A 16,444-nucleotide genomic window follows, 5' to 3' on the forward strand; every position below is an offset into this window, starting at 1 on the left:
GAACCCGCTCGGCGCACTCTGAATTGAGAATTCCCCTCGATTCGGAGTAAAGGGTGCGTAGCCTTTAGACGGAACGTTGCGAAGGCCCGAGGGGCCCCGTCCCATCGAGGAGCAACGGGATGCGAAATGTCGTCTGGGCACTGGCCCTGCGCGGAGCGGCCGCCATCGTGTTCGGATTGCTGGCCCTGGTGTGGCCCTCCGTGACGGCGCTCGCCCTCGCCCTGCTGTTCGGCGCGTACGCGCTCGTTAGCGGAGCGCTCCAACTGGCGGCGGGGTTCAGCCGTGGTCAGGCGGGCAGAGCTCGGGCGCTGCTGATCCTGGCGGGTCTGCTCGGCGTGGCGATCGCCCTGGTGACGCTGGTGTGGCCCGCGATCACCGCGTTGGCGCTGGCTGTGGTGATCGGCATTTGGGCGATCGTCATCGGCGTCCTCGAGATCTGGGCTGCGACGCGCCTACGCGGCTGGGGGTTACTGGCCGTGGTCGGCATCGTGTCGGTCCTGGCCGGGGTGCTCATTCTCGTCCGCCCCGACGTCGGCGCGGTGTTCATCGCGCGGGTGATCGGCGCGTACGCGATCGTGGCCGGCGTTCTGATGCTGGCGGCGGCCTGGCGGCTGCGGCGCTCGCCTCTCTACCAGGCGCGCCCGGCCGGCTGACCCCAACGGGTTGTCAGGTGATGCCCGGTAGCGCCAGTGGCCGATTGCTTCGCAGGCGCGGTGGAGCTTGGCGGCGGCGATGTTGGCGTGGCCAGCTTGGCGTGGTGCGCCGATGGCGGCGGGAGCGGCATCTGGAGGCGAAGACCTGTTCGAGCACGAGGAGGTCGCGGCGCTGGCCGACGACGTGGCCGTCCGCTGGGAGGGCGACTCCTTCCATGCTGGGGCCCGGCACACCGACCGGTGCGTCTGCTGGCTCACCGGCTGGTACCGCCAGGAGCCGCCTGCTCGTTAGCCTCGATCGTCTCGACTGCCCGGCGGGGCCCGCGTGCGCGGCAGGCGTTCGGTCTCGTCCGTACCGCCGAATGCCAGGCCGTTCGCGGAGAGGCTACTTTTCTTTTGATCTTCCTCGACTCCCCGTCTGGGCAACCTCCGTGCCGCGGCTGGAACGAGGCCGTGGCGGCGGTGTCGGGGCGTACGCCCGCCAGGCGGTGCTGAGGACTGCGTCGACGGTTGCGTCGTCGAGGGGGTTGCCGAGCAGGAACCGCTGGTAGAACAGCGGTCCGATGGTGGCCATGGCGAACGTTTCCGCCGTCGTGTCGGTCCGCAACAGCCCGCGTTCCACCGCCACGGTCAGGGCGGGGCGAAGCGAATCGATCATCGGCGTCACCAGTTTCTCGCGCAGTCGTCGCATAGCTTCGTCATATTCGGCGCCGCCGGTGACGGCGGCGATCACCGCGTTCGCCGACTGGTGGAACCGCGTGGCGATGGTTCGCAGGTGAAAGGCCAGTTCGGCGCGTGGGTCAGCGCCGGAAGCTGCGGTCAGGTGCGCAGGTACCGGCGGCAGCTCGTGCTCGCCGGCGGACAGCACGGCCAGCCGCAGGTCGAGCAACTGCGGCCAATGCCGGTAAACCGTGGCGCGGCCCACCCCGGCCCGGGCCGCCACCGCCTGATGCGTCACCGCCTCGAGGCCCTCCTCGGCCAGCAGGGCACTCGCAGCGGACACCATCGCCTCCCGGCTACGCACCGCCCGCGGATCGGTCGGCTCATCAACCATGACACACCTCACTATGAGACACGTTGACTCACTGCGCATTTCTAAGTCATTATGTCTCACAGAACGTGAAGGTGCCACCGGTTCAAAGGAGTGCCCAGATGAGATCCACCAACCCGGTGCTGCGGCAACTGGCCACCGCCGCCCATCAGCCCGCGAGCCGCGTCGACGTGCCGGTCGGGTACGGCATGCCGGGCTATCAACACCCGGTGGCCGTGCAGACCGGCCGGGACGTGATGACCCTCGACGACGTCGTCGTCAAAACCGTGTCACTGCTGGGCGCCACGGTCATGGCCGCGGCGCTGACCTGGGCGCTCGTACCGACGACCGCGCTGGCGCCGGTGTGGATCGCCTCGATGGTCATCGGCCTCGTCCTCGGCCTGGTCATCTCGTTCGCGCAGATCACCAACCCGGTGCCGCTGTTCGCCTACGCGATCGCCGAGGGCGTCTTCCTCGGCGCAGTCAGCGAGGCATTCCAGACCCGCTGGAACGGCATCGTCACGCAGGCCGTCATCGCCACGCTGAGCGTCTTCTTCGTGATGGCCAGCCTCTACAAGGCCCGCATCATCCGCGCCACACCCAGGTTCACCCGAGTCGTGATCGGGGCGTCCATCAGCCTCGTCGTCGTGATGCTGCTCAACCTCGTCATCGCGCTGTTCACCGGGTCCGCCGGCCCGCTGCGAGACGGCAGCGGCATCGCCATCATCTTCAGCCTGATCTGCATCGTGGTGGCCGCGCTCATGTTCGTCACCAACTTCGCCCAGATCGAGGAGAGCATCGCCGCCGAGCTGCCCCGCAAGTACGGCTGGCTCGGCGCGTACGGCATCCTCGTCGAACTGGTCTGGCTGTACCTGGAGATCCTCCGCCTGATCAGCTACTTCCAGGAGGACTGACAGTGAGGATGCGGGGTCACCCGGTTGGGTTGACTCTCCGACTGACCGACGTTGCTGTCCCGCTGCGGATTCGTCGACTTGGTCGGGCGACCCGTTCCTCCACGTGACTGGCAGGGCATCGTGACCTGATAGCGCCTGCGCAGAGGTCCCGCCGCTGTCCTGCCCACCGTCCCAGCAGGTGCATGCCGACCCTGTTCTGTGCCAGCGAAAGGGACGACGGTTCCGGCATGGCAGACAGGAAGCACAGGGCCACTGGCGGCGTCGATACTCGGCGTGACAGGTGTCGGAGGCCGACCGCTACGGCTACTCCGCCCGTTACCTGCGCGGCCCGATCGTCGGCGCGTTGGTCGGACGCGCCGCGGAACAATCCGTGTACGCCGATGTCCCCACGGGCGCGGAAAGCGACCTCGACCAGGTCAGCCGGATCGCCCGACAGATGGTCGGCCGCTGGGGCATGTCTGAGGCGATCGGCCCGATGACCGTGCTGCCCCACCCCGGCAGCGAGTCCCCGCTCGGCCTCGACGGCCTCGCCCCCGCCACCAAAGAACTCGCAGATAGCGAGGCCCGCCGGATCGTCGACGAGTGCTACGCCGAGGCGCTGGCCACCCTCGAAGAGCACCGCCAACAGCTCACGCCCTCACCCGCACCCTGCTCGATCGGGAAACCCTCGAAGAGCACGCTTCCCGGCCGCCGGCATCCCGGGTGAAGCGGCGCCCGTCGCGCAGGCCCCCGGCACCCCGCCGGTCCGCTCGTCGCCCGAGAGTGGCGGCGGCCTCCCCGGTGCCCCGTCCGATTCCATGGTCGTGCGGAGATCCGCCGAACGTAGCTGCTGCCGAACTCGTCGACCAAGGTGAAGAAATCCCCTGCCGCGGTGGCCGCACCGAGTCGCGAGTCCGTCATCGCGCACTGGGTTCTACCGACCCGTCACGGTGCGGCACCGAGCCGCGGCCTGAAACCCCGGGTTCAGTTCGCCGGTACCGGATGTACGCCAACGGGCCACCGTCTGCTCAACCACCGTCCGGCGTGAACATCGATGCGGAGCTCGCCGTGCCGGGCCGCGTCCTTCCGGTAAACCGCCTCCAAGTCGCCATGGACGACTGGTGACAGCAGCCACCGCCCAGCTGACCGCTCCATGACGCACGCCACTATGAAACATCTTGCCTCACACCTCGTTGTAAGGCAGGGTGTCTCATAGATCGACCAGAGAACCAGTCAACGGAGGAACCCGATGACCGTCACCGAATCCGTCGCCCTCATCCGCTTCCCGCAGGCCAGCCACGCCTACCAGGGCCTGTCCGAGCTCCGGCAGCTGGACGCCGACCTGACCAGCCTCGACATTCGCAGCGCCGCACTGCTGGAACGGCGCCCCGACGGAACCTTGCACATGCCCGAACTCGGCGACGTCTCGATCGGTGCCGGCACCGCCACCGGTGGTCTCATCGGCATGCTGGTCGGCGTGCTCGGAGGACCGCTCGGCCTGCTCCTCGGCTTCGGCACCGGCACACTGGTCGGAGGCGTCTTCGACATCGACCGAGCGACCAAGGTGGACGGCACCCTGGCGCTGCTGTCCCGCGAGATCCCACCGGGCACCACCGTCCTGATCCTCGAGGCGGCCGAAACCACGCCCGAACCCCTCGACCAACTGGCCGCCCGCTTCGACGCCACCGTAGAACGCCAGCCGACCTCGGAGGTCACCGCCGAGATCGAAGCCGCCGCCGCTGCGGCCGGGGCCGCCCAGAAGGAAGCCAACCGGGTCCTCCGCGAACGCAAGCGCGCCGAACTCCGAGCCAAGCTCGACGAGCACATCAACACCGCCAAGCAGAAGCTGAACATCGGCTGACGGCACCGCTCAACGCCGGCAGGGCTGCGCGTCGCCACCAATCGACGTCGCGCAGCCCCGCCCGGCCCGACCGCGAATCCTCGGGGGCGTCCACGCTTGCGTTGACCCTGCGGCTGCCGAGAATGTCGTCCTCCCTGGTCACGGGCCAGTCTGACCACTACACCGGCATTTCACCCGGGGCCAGGCTCCGGCGCACCTCGAATTGCCGACCGTGACTGGGTGAGAATCCCTGTTCGTGCTACTTCGACTGGCGTACTTCGCCGTGACCAACGCGCTGGCGATGGAGCGCCTGCTACCCATGAGCGACCGGGCCAAGGACGCCGGGATCCGACTGCTCGTACGTCCGGAGACCGTGCTGCACTGGCACCGCAACCTCACCCCAAGCGAGCCGGTCGGCCACGCACCATCCGATCCGTTCGCGCACCGGCCTACGCCTGTCCTGCGAGAACAGCCCGTGGGGTACATGCGCATCCACGGTGAGTTGCTCGTCCTCGGGTCAAGGTCGCCCGCAGGTTGCTGGCCTTGATGAGGAGCACCGGCTCACCAGACGAGCGAAGCCGGTGCCGGGCATGCGCCCGGCCACCGGCCCCGCCTGTCCTGCGGATCGGCTCAGCGCTGTGTCGCCGCCACGCCCACGGCCGTCAGCGCGTCCGGCCGGCGCGACGCTTGGACCACACGTCGAACGCCACGGCGCCGAGCAGGACCAGCCCCTTGACCAGCATCACCCGCTCGCTCGGCGAACCGATGAGGGACATACCGTTGTTGATCACGGCCATGATCAGGCCGCCAGTGATCGCACCGGCGACCTTGCCAACGCCGCCCTGCACGGCGGCGCCGCCGATGAAGGCGGCGGCGATGGCGTCGAGTTCGAAGGAGTTGCCGGCGGTCGGACCGGCCTGGTTCAGCCGGCCGGCGAAGATGATTCCGGCGATCGCGGCGAGCACGCCCATGTTTACGAAGATCCAGAACGTCACGGCCTTGACCTTGACGCCGGAGAGACTGGCCGCTTGGAGATTGCCGCCGACCGCGTAGATGTGCCGGCCGAACACCGTCCGCTGGCTGATCAGCGTGTACGCCAGCACGAGAACCGCCAGCAGCACCAGCACCCACGGCAGGTTCTTGAACCGGGCGATCTGCACGATGATGAACATCAGCACGAGGGCGGCACCGGCCAGCTTCAGGGCGAAGATCGGCAGCGGGTCGACGGCCTGCCGATAGCCGATCCGGCCGCGCCGGGCCCGCCACTGCACCCCGAAGATGCCGGCGACGGCGAGCACACCGACGATCAGCGAGAACAGGTCCGCTCCACCCAGCACACCGAGGCCGACATTGCCCAGGAAGCCGGGCGTGAAGCCGTTGGCCAGCGTCCGCACGTTGTCCGGGAACGGGCCGATGCCCTGGTTGCCCAGCACGGTGAGGGTGAGCGCACGGAAAACCAGCATGCCGGCGAGGGTGACGATGAAGGCCGGGATGCCGAAGTACGCGATCCAGAAGCCCTGCCAGGCGCCGATCAGCGCGCCCATGACCAGCGTGATTACGATGGCGAGCGGCCAGGACACGTGCTGGTTCACCATGAGTACCGCGGCTATCGCCCCGGTGACCGCAACGACCGAGCCGGCCGACAGGTCGATGTGGCCGGCGATGATGATCAAGATCATCCCGATCGCCAGGATCAGGATGTATGAGTTCTGCACGACGATGTTGGAGATGTTCTGCGGCTCCAACAGAGCGCCCTGGGTGAGCACCTCGAACAGGACGATGATCGCCGCGAACGCGATGTAGATGCCGCTCTGGCGCAGGCCGACCGAGGATCGACTCCTCGGTGTGTTGGTCGGTGGCGAGGTCAGATCCGGGTCCACCGCGACGCTGGTGTTGGTCGGGATCTGGTCGCTCGTGGGCGCGACGCTGCTCATCGGGCCGCTACTCCTTTACCGTGGTCATGTACGCCATCAGGCGCTCCGGGGTGGCGTTGGCCCGGGAGAGCTCGCCGGTGATCCGCCCGGCGGACAGGGCGTAGATCCGGTCGCAGATGCCGAGCAGTTCCGGCAGCTCGGACGAGATGACCAGGATCGCCTTGCCCTGGTCGGCGAGCCGGTTGATGATCCCGTAGATCTCGTACTTGGCGCCTACGTCGATGCCCCGGGTGGGTTCGTCGAGGATCAGCACGTCCGGATCGGTGAACATCCACTTCGCCAGCACCACCTTCTGCTGGTTGCCGCCGCTGAGGTTGCCGGTGGTGGAGGCGACGCTCGGCGCCTTGATGTTGAGGCTGGACCGGAACTCCTCGGCGACCCGGTACTCCTCGTTGTCGTGGACCCATCCGCGGTTTGCCACCTTCTCCAGCCGGGCCGCGGACACGTTTCGCTTGATGTCTTCGATGAGGTTCAGGCCGTACCGCTTGCGGTCCTCGGTGGCGTATGCGATGCCGTGCCGGATGGCGTCGCCCACCGTCCGGATCTGGATCTCCTTGCCGTTCTTGAAGACGCGGCCGGAGATGTCCACTCCGTAGCTGCGGCCGAACACGCTCATCGCGAGTTCGGTCCGGCCGGCACCCATCAGTCCGGCCAGCCCGACGATCTCGCCGCGGCGCAGGGTCAGGTGGGCTTCGGAGACGACCACCCGGCCGTGTTGCGTGGGGCTGTGCACCGTCCAGTCCTCGATGCGCAGCACCTCCTCACCGATCGTCGACTCGTGCGGCGGGAACCGGTGTTCGAGGTCGCGGCCAACCATGCCGGAGATGATCCGATCCTCGGTGACCCCGCCGGCGCGCATGTCCAGCGTTTCGATGGTCCGGCCGTCCCGCAGGATGGTCACGGCGTCGGCGACGGCCTCGATCTCGTTCAGCTTGTGCGAGATGATCACGCAGGTGATCCCCTCATCGCGCAGGCCGCGCAGCAAGTCGAGCAGGTGCGCGGAGTCCTCGTCGTTCAGGGCTGCGGTCGGCTCGTCGAGGATCAGCAGGCGCACCTCCTTGGAGAGCGCCTTGGCGATCTCCACCAGCTGCTGCTTACCCACCCCGAGGTCCCTCGCCGCGGTGGTCGGGTTTTCCCGCAGGCCCACCCGGTTCAGCAGGTCGGCGGCCTCGGCATTGGTGCGGTTCCAGTCGATGAGGCCCCGCTTGGCCCGTTCGTTGCCCAGGAAGATGTTCTCGGCCAGCGACAGGTACGGGCTCAGCGCCAGCTCCTGATGGATGATGACGATGCCGCGCTTTTCGCTGTCGCGGATGCCGGCGAAGTCGCACATCCCGCCGTCGAAGTAGATCTCCCCGTCGTACGACCCGTGCGGGTAGACGCCGGACAGCACCTTCATCAGCGTCGACTTGCCGGCGCCATTCTCGCCGCAGATCGCGTGGATCTCGCCGCGTCGCACCTCGAGGTTGACGTCCTGCAGCGCCTTGACGCCGGGGAAGGTCTTGGTGATCCCCCGCATCTGCAATATCGCGTCGGTCATGCCCGCCGCCTTCTCGATCAGTTTCGGGTTGAACGGGCGTTTGTGCCCGCGACGTACAGGCCCGGGCGTCCGGCCGGCAGCGCGGGTAGCGACCGCCAGCCGGACGTCGGGACATTACTTCAGCTGGTCCGCGGTGTAGTAGCCGGAATCGACGAGCGCCGCCTTGTAGTTGGACTTGTAGACGATCACCGGGTCGAGCAGGTACGACGGAACGACCTTGTTGCCGTTGTCGTAGTCCTTGGTGTTGTTGACCTCGGGCTTGGCACCCTTGAGCACCGCGTCGGCCATCTTCACCGTGACGTCGGCCAGCTTTCGGGTGTCCTTGTAGATGGTGGCGTACTGCTCCCCCGCGATGATCGACTTCACCGAGGCGACCTCGGCGTCCTGGCCGGTGACGATCGGGTACGGCTGACCGGCCGTGCCGTAGCCACTGCTCTTCAGCGCCGACAGGATGCCGATCGACAGACCGTCGTACGGCGACAGCACACCCTGGACCTTCGTGCCGCCGGTATACGTCTTGGTGATCAGGTCCTCCATGCGCTTCTGCGCCGTGGCGGGGTCCCACCGCAGGATCGCGACGGTCTTGAAGTCCGTCTGCTTGCTCTTGACGACCAGCGTGCCCTTGTCGATGTACGGCTTGAGCGTGTCCATCGCGCCGTTGAAGAAGAAGGTCGCGTTGTTGTCGTCCGGCGAGCCGGCAAACAACTCGATGTTGAACGGGCCCTTGGCCGTCCCCTCCGAGCCGTCCTCCTTCTTGAGCCCGAGGCCGACCAGCAGGGAGGTGGCCTGCTGCACGCCGACCTTGTAGTTGTCGAAGGTGGCGTAGTAGTCGACGTTGGGCGACTTGCGGATCAACCGGTCGTAGGCGATCACCGGGATCTTCTTGTCGGCGGCCTCCTGCAGCTGCGTGGTGATCGCGGTGCCGTCGATCGAGGCGATGATGAGCAGCTTGGCGCCCTTGGTGATCTGGTTCTCGATCTGGTTGACCTGGGTCGGGATGTCGTTCTCCGCGTACTGCAGGTCGACCTTGTAGCCGAGCTTCTCCAGCGCGGCCTTGACGTTGTTGCCGTCGGCGATCCATCGTTCCGACGACTTGGTCGGCATCGTCACGCCGACGAGGGCACCGGCAGAGTCGGCGCTGCCGCCACCCTGGTCGGCGATCTTGGTGCTCGAACCGCAGGCGGACATGGCCGTGGCCAGTGCCACGGTCACCACCGCGGTGGTCAACCTGGCGAGTCTCATTCTCACTCCTCAGTGGGATCTGGGAACTGGGATCTGGGGCTGGTAGGGCGGGAGGACCGCCGGCGGGAGCCGGCGGGAGCGGTCAGAAGCCTCGGCTCGGCAGGCCCTGGGCCAGGCGGTAGTACGCCTGGTTCCAGCGGATCTCGTCGGCGAACCGGCCGCTGCTGGTCAACCCGTCGATGACCAGCAGCTCGGTCTGCAGCATGGTGGCGAAGTCCCGGAACGTCTCGGTCTGCACCGCCTGACTCAGCACGGTGTGGTGCGGTCCGCCGGCGGTGAGCCAGGACTCCGCCGAGGTGGACAGATCGGGTGCCGGCTTCCAGACGGCCCGGGCCACCGGCAGGCTCACCAGCGGCTCGTCCGGGCAAACCACCTCGACCTCGTTGAGCACCAGCCGGAACCGGTCACCGAGGTCGGCGATGCCGACCACCACGGCCGGTCCGGGACTGGCGTCGAACACCAGCCGGACCGGGTCCTCCCGGCCGCCGATGCCCAATGGGTGGATCTCGCAGGACGGCTGGCCGTCGGCGATGCTCGGGCAGACCTCGAGCATGTGCGCCCCGAGGATCTTCGGTTCGCCCGGACCGAAGTGGTAGGTGTAGTCCTCCATGAAGGATGTTCCCCGACCCGGCAGGCCGCCCATCGCCTTGACCGTGGCGAGGAGAGCCGAGGTCTTCCAGTCCCCCTCTCCGCCGAAGCCGTAGCCGTCGGCCATCAGCCGCTGAACCGCGAGCCCGGGCAGCTGGCGCAGTCCGCCCAGGTCCTCGAAGTTCGTGGTGAAGGCACCGAACCCGCCCTCGTCGAGAAAGTCGCGCAGGCCCCGCTCGATCCGTGCGGCGTACCGCAGCGAGTCGTGCCGGTCACCGCCGGACTCCAGCCCGGGCGCGAACCGGTAGCTGTCCGCGTACTCCTCGATGAGGGCGTCCACCGCCTGGTCGGACACGGCGTCCACCCGGGCCACCAGGTCGTTGACCGCGTACGTGTTCACCGAGACGCCGAACCGGAGCTCGGCCTCGACCTTGTCCCCCTCGGTCACCGCGACGTCGCGCATGTTGTCGCCGAAGCGGGCCAGCCGCAGCGACCGGAGCCGGGCGTACCCGCGGGCCGCGTCGACCCAGCGGGCGACCCGGTCTCGCAGCACCGGATCCGACACGTGGCCGGCGACGGTCTTGCGGGCGACGCCGAGCCGGGTCTGCACGAAGCCGAACTCCCGGTCGCCGTGCGCGGCCTGGTTCAGGTTCATGAAGTCCATGTCGATGCTCTGCCACGGCAGCGCGGCGTTGAGCTGCGTGTGCAGGTGCAGCATCGGCTTGCGCAGCGCGTCCAGGCCGCTGATCCACATCTTCGCCGGGGAGAAGGTGTGCATCCAGGCGATGACCCCGATGCAGTCGTCCGCCGCGTTGGCGTCCAGCATCTGCCGCCGGATCGCCGCCGAGTCGGTCAGCACCGGCTTCCAGACGATCTCGGCGTCGATCACCCCGCTGCCGGCCAGCTCGCGCTGCACCTGCTGCGCCTGGTCGGCCACCTGGGCCTGGGTCTGCGGCCCGTAGAGACCCTGGCTTCCGGTGAGGAACCAGACCTGTTGACGTGCTGCCTGCGGCATGTCGCGTGCGCTCCTCGATATCGGTGCGACTCCCGCTCGACCGGAGCGGGCGGGGTGCTCGCCCGGTGGTCGAAAGAGGACACACGGTGTCGCATCTCACAGTGTTATCGTTCACATGAATGGCGTCAATGAGGGCTTGTTACGGTTACATCACGAGCCGGTCACCGCGGTGACGAACGGGGTGCGGCGACCAGGCGCTGGCCGTACACGTTCTGGTAACGGTCGTAGAGCGCGTCGATGTCCGCCGGGGCGATCGGCACCGGCTCGCCGAGTTGGCGGGCCAGGTGCACGGTGCGCGCCACGTCCTCGCACATCACCGCCGCCTTCACCGCGGCCCGGGCGGTCCGGCCGATGGTGAAGACGCCGTGGTTGCGCATCAGCACCGCCGGCGACCGGTGGCCGGCGAGGGTCTGCACGATGCCGCGGCCGATGTCGTCGCCGCCGATCAGCGCGAACGGCCCGACCGGGATCTCCCCGCCGAACTCGTCGGCCATCGCCGTCAACACACACGGGATCGCCTCGCCCCGGGCGGCCCAGGCCGAGGCGTAGCTGCTGTGCGTGTGCACCACGCCACCGACGTCCGGCCGGGCCCGATAGACGTAGGCGTGCGCCGCGGTGTCACTGGACGGCGCGAACTCCCCCTCCACGACGGTGCCGTCAAGGTCGCACAGGATCATGTTCGCCGCGGTCAGCTCGTCGTACGACACACCGCTCGGCTTGATCACCATCAGCTCCTCGCCGGGCACCCGGGCCGACACGTTGCCGGCCGTCCAGGCGACCAGGGAGTACCGCGTGAGTTCCGCGTGCAGGGCCGCGACCGTGGCCCGGAGGTCGGCGGCGCTCATCGGGCCACACCCACCGTCGTGGCGGCCGGCGAGTGGCCCGACCTGGCGGCGTTGCGGATCATGCGGAGCCGGTGCATCACGTCATTGGTCCCCCGGCCGAAGTAGTCGTGCAGGGTCCGGTACTCCGCGTACAGCGCGTCGTACGCGTCAGCCCGCCCGGGGTCCGGCCGGTAGACCGCACGCCGGACCTTGCCCATCGCGGCGGCCGCCGCCGGTACGTCCGGGTAGGCCCCGGCCGCGACCGCAGCGTGGATGGCCGACCCGAGCGCCGGCCCCTGAACGGAGTCGATCAGGCTCAGGGGACGCCGGGTCACGTCGGCGTAGATCTGCATGAGCACCGGGTTGCCGAGCAGACCGCCGGCGACCACCAGCTCGCTCACCGGTACGCCGGCATCCTCGAACGCGTCGATGATCACCCGCGTGCCGAAGGCGGTCGCCTCCAGCAACGCGCGGTAGACGTCCGGCGGCCTGGTGTGCAGGGTCATCCCGAGCAGCAGGCCGCTGAGGTGGTGGTCGACCAGCACCGACCGGTTGCCGTTGTGCCAGTCCAGTGCCACCAGGCCGTGCGCGCCGACCGGCTGCTCCGCGGCCTCGCGGCTGAGCAGGTCATGCACGCTGACGCCGGCGGTCCGGGCGCGCTCGTGGTACTCCGGCGGCACCCCGTGCTCGACGTACCAGCCGAAGATGTCACCGACCCCGCTCTGGCCCGCCTCGTAGCCCCAGTAGCCGGTGGTGATGCCGTCCCGCACGACTCCGCACATCCCGGGAACCTCGGCGAGCTGATCGGAGTTCATCACGTGGCAGGTCGAGGTGCCCATCACGGCGAGCAGTTGGCCCGGGTCGATGGCCCGGGCGGCCGGCGCGGTCACGTGGGCGTCGACGTTGCCGACACCGACCGCGATGCCCACGGGCAGGCCGGTCCAGCCAGCTGCCTCGGCGGTGAGACCGCCCGCCCTGGACCCCAGTGGGAGCAGCGGATGCTCGATCTTGTCGCTGACGAAGCCGCCGAAGTCGGGGTTCAGGGCGGCCAGGAAGTCCCGGGACGGATAGCGGTCGTCCTGGTGGATGCCCTTGTAGCCGGCGGTGCAGACGTTGCGGGTCTCGGCGCCGCACAGCTCCCAGATGATCCAGTCGGCCGCCTCGATCCACCGATCTGCCCGCGCGTACGTCGCCGGGTCCTCTTCCAGCAGTTGCAGCCCCTTGGCGAACTGCCACTCCGCGGAGATCCGGCCGCCGTACCGCGCCAACCAGGTCTCGCCCCGTTCCCGTGCCAGGGCGTTGATCCGGTCGGCGTGCGGTTGCGCGGCGTGGTGCTTCCACAGCTTCGGATATGCGTGCGGGCGGTCCCGCAGGTCCGGCAGTTCGCACAATGGGACGCCGTCCCGGCTGGTCGGCAGCACGGTGCAGGCGGTGAAGTCCGTGCCGATGCCCACCACGTCGCCCGGCGCCACCCCGCTGGCCCGTAGCGCCGCCGGAACCGCCCGGCGCAGCACCTCGCGGTAGTCATCCGGGTCCTGAAGGGCCCAGTCCGGGGGCAGCGGGACGCCGCTAGCCGGCAGCACTGTGTCGATGACCGCGTTGGCGTAGGGATGCACCGCGCTGCCCAACTCGGCGCCGTCCGAAACCCGCACCACTACGGCGCGGCCGGAAAGGGTGCCGAAATCGACACCCACGACGTAACGTTCGGGCGTGTTAGCGTTCACATACTGGGGCGGAATGGCCGACACCGATGGTCCTTTCATTACCTAGCGCGGTAGGGGGCGGCGCTGTCCCGAATCACGAGTTCCGCCGGCACGGTGTCCGTGCCGGCAACCCGCGGGGCGCCGTCGATCTGCTCCAGCAGTCGGGTCAGGCTGCGCCGTCCGACCTCGGCGAAGTCTTGGCGCACGGTAGTCAGCGGCGGGGTGAAGTACGCCGACTCGGGGATGTCGTCGAAGCCGACCACGCTGACGTCTCCCGGCACGTCCCGGCCGGCCTCGCGGAGCGCTCGCAGTAGTCCGAGCGCCATCTGGTCGTTGCCGGCGAAGACCGCCGACAGTCCGGGGACCGCGGCCAGCCGCTGGCCGAGCAGGAAGCCGGAGCGTGCACTCCAGTCACCCACCAGCGCGGGCGGCGCCGCCACCCCGGCCTCCTCCAGCGCCATCCGCCAGCCCCGCTCGCGTCCGCGCGCCTCGGCCCAGTCGACCGGTCCGCTGATGTGCCAGACCAGCGGATGCCCCAGGTCCAGCAGGTGCTGGGTCGCCTGGAGGCCGCCCGACTGCTGGTCGACCGCCACCACCGGCACGGGCACCTCCAGGGCACCCTCCACCGCCACCACCGGCAGATCGGCCGGGAGATTCACCAGCGCCTGCGCTGCGGAGAGCTCAGGTGCGATGATGATCACGCCCTCCACCGACTGGCGCCGGAGCCGCTCGATCGCGTCCAGGATGGAGGACCGGACGAGGGAGCGGAGGCTGACCGTCGCCACGTGGTAGCCGGCCTGGTGGGCCGCGTCCTGGATCCCGATCAGGGTGGAGGCGGGGCCGTAGAGCGCGGTGTCGAAGCTGACCACACCGAGGGTGCGCGACCGGCCGGTCACCAGGGCGCGAGCCACCGAGTTCGGCTGGTAGTTGAGCTTGCGGATGGCTTCCTCGACCCGCCGGCGGGTGTCCGGGGCGACCCGGGGGTTGTCGTTGAGCACACGGGACACCGTCTGGTGCGACACGCCGGCCAGGGCAGCCACGTCCGCCATCACTGGTGGCCGGGACCTGCCGCCGGACTCCGGCCCGGATGGAAGCAACCCCGAACGGGGTATCCGCCCCGCGACATCTCCCACTGACGGTTCCCATCGATAGCATGGATTACGCCGGCACCGCGCCGCCCCGCTGCGGCGGCCGTCGCGGATGCTTCACTGTGACCGTTAACATGCCGGCGGTCAAGGGCCAAGAATTTCAGTTGTGTTACGGCACGTGTTTCCCCAGGCGTTCTCGCGCAGCCATGACGATCGGCGAGCTCGCCTCGCATACCGGTCTCTCCATGCCGTTAACGACGCAGCTGTGGATGTCGGGTGCCCGCTGAGAGGACCACGGCGAGAAGCATCTGTGCCACCGAGCGGCCAGGCAGTTTCCTGCCACGCCGTCAGCCGTCAGGAACAGTTCGGTTGTGATGTGTTCGCTAACATTGCGCCGACCTCATCGCGCATTCGCGCCGCGCCGCGCCCTGCTGGACACACTGATCGCCGAGGGCGGCGAAGACGGCTGCTACGCGATGGTGCGACTCGCCGAGGTGCGATTCGCGCAAGGCGGCGTCGAGGAGGCGCACGCGGTGCTGGATCGCCTGGGCCGCGATCCGGCGACGCACGACGGTCACTGCATGCTGGTCGCCGAACTGCTCGGCGAACGTGGAGATCTGCACGGGGCGTTGCGGTGGTACGACTGCGCCGTGGACCGACTGGCGGCCGAGGAGTTGGAGGCGCTGCGCGGGCCGGATGGCTGGCTGCAGATGTCGTCGGTGATGATTCGCGGCCGACGTGAGGTCCGCCGGCGGTTGGGCTGGTGCCGGACGCTACCGATGAACTGGTTCCGGAGACGCCGCCGCCGCGGCCGATTGTTGAGATGGACGATGTCCGGGACGCTGTGGAGTCCGGGCGGGTGCCACGGCAGGTGCGGATGGTGGTCTTTCAACGCCAGGAACGGGTCGAGGCGCGACGGCGGTGGCCGCAGGAACACGACACGACCGACGTGATGTCCTCGCTGGAGGACCGGTCCAGGCCGTGGGCCACGCCGAAGTCGCGCATGGCGTGCGCCGCGCGTTCCTGGTCGGGGTTGCGGTCCGTGCCGGCGAACGCCAGGGCGCCCCCGGCCAGGGTGACGGTCAGGCCGACGGCGGCGCCGGTCAGCAGGGTGGACTTCTGCACGAATTACTCCTGGGAGGGTCGACAGTAACGCCGCCGAGATTTCGCCGTTCGGCGCACCAGCGCGCGGGATCCCGGGTGAACCCTTTGTGAACCATCGGCGTGCCGAAGCAGTCCCTGGACGTTGCGGCGTCCTCGGCCGAGCGCAGGTCCCCAGGGCCCATCGCAGACATCGATGCCCATCGCTCGCATTCGCCGCCTTCGATCGCGACATCAAGAACGGCAAGGAGCGGTGCGACCAGCCGATCAGGCGCTGCCTAGACCAACGTCAACTCGTTCACGTCCCCGGTGTACGTGCCGGGCGACAACGAGTGGACCGACTGCGACCGCGCCGGCAACGGCTCGTACGACCAGAACCAGCGGTTGGCGCTCACCCGCCGGGTGTTCGCCGCGTGGGACCGAAGGTTTTCACGTTCCACCAGCACATCGTGGCGGCGAACGTTCCCAGTACGTCAAGCCCTGACGACGCATCCTTGTCGTCCTCGGCTCGTCTACTACGTACTTGGTAGTAGGGTGACGGGGACGGCGAGGAGACATGCATGGACCACGGACGGCGGCCCCGCGGCGGCCTGGAGCAGCAGGTGCTGGCCGCGCTGGCCGGCGCACCCGGACCGCTGACCCCCGCCCAGGTACGCGACCGGCTCGACGGCGACCTGGCCTACACCACGGTGATGACGGTACTGGCCCGGCTGACCGCCAAGGGCATCCTCACCCGGGTACGCGCCGGTCGGGCGTACACGTACCGCCTGATCGGCGACGAGGCCGAGCTGACCGCGCGGCGGATGCGCCGGCTGCTGGACGCGGGCGGCGACCGGACGGCCGTGCTGACCCGGTTCGTCGGCACCCTCTCCGCCGACGACGAACAACTGCTCGTCGAGCTGCTGACCGCCGCCGAATCCTCCACCGAGCAGGGCTGATGATCACCACCGTCCTGATCGCCGCCGCCGCGTGGCTGCTCAGCGCCAGCTGCGCGCC

The 16,444-nt window shown here is 68.9% G+C and carries 17 protein-coding genes; 6 read left to right on the top strand and 11 right to left on the bottom strand.

Annotated features, from left to right (window positions below):
• Positions 1 to 119: 119 nt before the first annotated feature.
• Both DKL51_RS25540 and DKL51_RS25545 read left to right on the top strand, forming a co-directional pair.
• Positions 120 to 653 (top strand): HdeD family acid-resistance protein, encoded by a 534-nt coding sequence (locus tag DKL51_RS25540; protein ID WP_109945880.1) that lies wholly within the window; start codon positions 120 to 122, stop codon positions 651 to 653.
• 112 nt (positions 654 to 765) lie between these two features.
• Positions 766 to 945 (top strand): hypothetical protein, encoded by a 180-nt coding sequence (locus DKL51_RS25545; protein ID WP_109945881.1) that lies wholly within the window; start codon positions 766 to 768, stop codon positions 943 to 945.
• 93 nt (positions 946 to 1,038) lie between these two features.
• Here DKL51_RS25545 and DKL51_RS25550 read toward each other — a convergent pair whose 3' ends face one another.
• Complete coding sequence (locus tag DKL51_RS25550) at positions 1,039 to 1,707, bottom strand: TetR/AcrR family transcriptional regulator (protein ID WP_109945882.1); 669 nt, start codon at positions 1,705 to 1,707, stop codon at positions 1,039 to 1,041.
• Between the two features lie 98 nt (positions 1,708 to 1,805).
• Here DKL51_RS25550 and DKL51_RS25555 point away from each other — a divergent pair, with 98 nt between their 5' ends.
• The 3 genes from DKL51_RS25555 (at position 1,806) to DKL51_RS25565 (ending at position 4,437) form a co-directional block, all read left to right on the top strand.
• Positions 1,806 to 2,597 (top strand): Bax inhibitor-1/YccA family protein, encoded by a 792-nt coding sequence (locus DKL51_RS25555; RefSeq protein WP_109945883.1) that lies wholly within the window; start codon positions 1,806 to 1,808, stop codon positions 2,595 to 2,597.
• Positions 2,598 to 2,877: 280 nt separating this feature from the next.
• The gene (locus tag DKL51_RS25560; protein WP_243422486.1) at positions 2,878 to 3,303 is read left to right on the top strand and encodes a hypothetical protein; all 426 of its coding nucleotides are present in this window, start codon (positions 2,878 to 2,880) and stop codon (positions 3,301 to 3,303) included.
• 522 nt (positions 3,304 to 3,825) lie between these two features.
• Positions 3,826 to 4,437: a DUF1269 domain-containing protein gene (locus DKL51_RS25565; protein ID WP_109945884.1), complete on the top strand. Its 612-nt coding sequence runs from the start codon at positions 3,826 to 3,828 to the stop codon at positions 4,435 to 4,437.
• 641 nt (positions 4,438 to 5,078) lie between these two features.
• Here the strand turns inward: DKL51_RS25565 and mmsB are convergent.
• From mmsB to DKL51_RS35160, 10 genes are all read right to left on the bottom strand, one after another.
• A complete protein-coding gene (mmsB, locus tag DKL51_RS25575; RefSeq protein WP_109945885.1) occupies positions 5,079 to 6,350 on the bottom strand; it encodes a multiple monosaccharide ABC transporter permease in 1,272 nt (423 codons plus the stop codon).
• A gap of 7 nt (positions 6,351 to 6,357) precedes the next feature.
• Positions 6,358 to 7,887 carry a multiple monosaccharide ABC transporter ATP-binding protein gene (gene mmsA, locus DKL51_RS25580; protein ID WP_109945886.1) on the bottom strand — a complete coding sequence of 510 codons (1,530 nt, stop codon included), beginning with the start codon at positions 7,885 to 7,887 and terminating at the stop codon, positions 6,358 to 6,360.
• 114 nt (positions 7,888 to 8,001) lie between these two features.
• Positions 8,002 to 9,129: a multiple monosaccharide ABC transporter substrate-binding protein gene (gene chvE, locus DKL51_RS25585; RefSeq protein ID WP_109945887.1), complete on the bottom strand. Its 1,128-nt coding sequence runs from the start codon at positions 9,127 to 9,129 to the stop codon at positions 8,002 to 8,004.
• Positions 9,130 to 9,211: 82 nt separating this feature from the next.
• Entirely contained in the window at positions 9,212 to 10,732 is a 1,521-nt protein-coding gene (gene araA / locus DKL51_RS25590; protein ID WP_109945888.1) for an L-arabinose isomerase, read from the bottom strand.
• Positions 10,733 to 10,893: 161 nt separating this feature from the next.
• Entirely contained in the window at positions 10,894 to 11,577 is a 684-nt protein-coding gene (locus DKL51_RS25595) for an L-ribulose-5-phosphate 4-epimerase (RefSeq protein ID WP_109945889.1), read from the bottom strand.
• Complete coding sequence (gene araB / locus DKL51_RS25600; RefSeq protein ID WP_109945890.1) at positions 11,574 to 13,319, bottom strand: ribulokinase; 1,746 nt, start codon at positions 13,317 to 13,319, stop codon at positions 11,574 to 11,576. The genes DKL51_RS25595 and araB overlap by 4 nt, the downstream gene beginning before the upstream one ends.
• Positions 13,319 to 14,308 (bottom strand): LacI family DNA-binding transcriptional regulator, encoded by a 990-nt coding sequence (locus DKL51_RS25605; protein WP_109965757.1) that lies wholly within the window; start codon positions 14,306 to 14,308, stop codon positions 13,319 to 13,321. Before DKL51_RS25605 ends, araB begins: the two co-directional genes overlap by 1 nt.
• Before the next feature lie 422 nt (positions 14,309 to 14,730).
• On the bottom strand, positions 14,731 to 14,970 hold the full coding sequence (locus tag DKL51_RS25610; RefSeq protein ID WP_109945892.1) for a hypothetical protein: 240 nt from the start codon (positions 14,968 to 14,970) through the stop codon (positions 14,731 to 14,733).
• Positions 14,971 to 15,235: 265 nt separating this feature from the next.
• Positions 15,236 to 15,472, bottom strand: coding sequence for a hypothetical protein (locus DKL51_RS25615; RefSeq protein ID WP_109945893.1), 237 nt, complete (start codon positions 15,470 to 15,472; stop codon positions 15,236 to 15,238).
• A 254-nt stretch (positions 15,473 to 15,726) separates the two neighbouring features.
• Positions 15,727 to 15,888: a hypothetical protein gene (locus DKL51_RS35160; protein WP_165823176.1), complete on the bottom strand. Its 162-nt coding sequence runs from the start codon at positions 15,886 to 15,888 to the stop codon at positions 15,727 to 15,729.
• Between the two features lie 120 nt (positions 15,889 to 16,008).
• Here DKL51_RS35160 and DKL51_RS25620 point away from each other — a divergent pair, with 120 nt between their 5' ends.
• Positions 16,009 to 16,386 (top strand): BlaI/MecI/CopY family transcriptional regulator, encoded by a 378-nt coding sequence (locus DKL51_RS25620; protein ID WP_109945894.1) that lies wholly within the window; start codon positions 16,009 to 16,011, stop codon positions 16,384 to 16,386.
• The last annotated feature ends 58 nt before the right edge of the window (positions 16,387 to 16,444 follow it).

This window comes from Micromonospora globispora (assembly GCF_003857015.1).
In the GTDB taxonomy this organism is placed as follows: Bacteria; Actinomycetota; Actinomycetes; order Mycobacteriales; family Micromonosporaceae; genus Micromonospora; species Micromonospora globispora.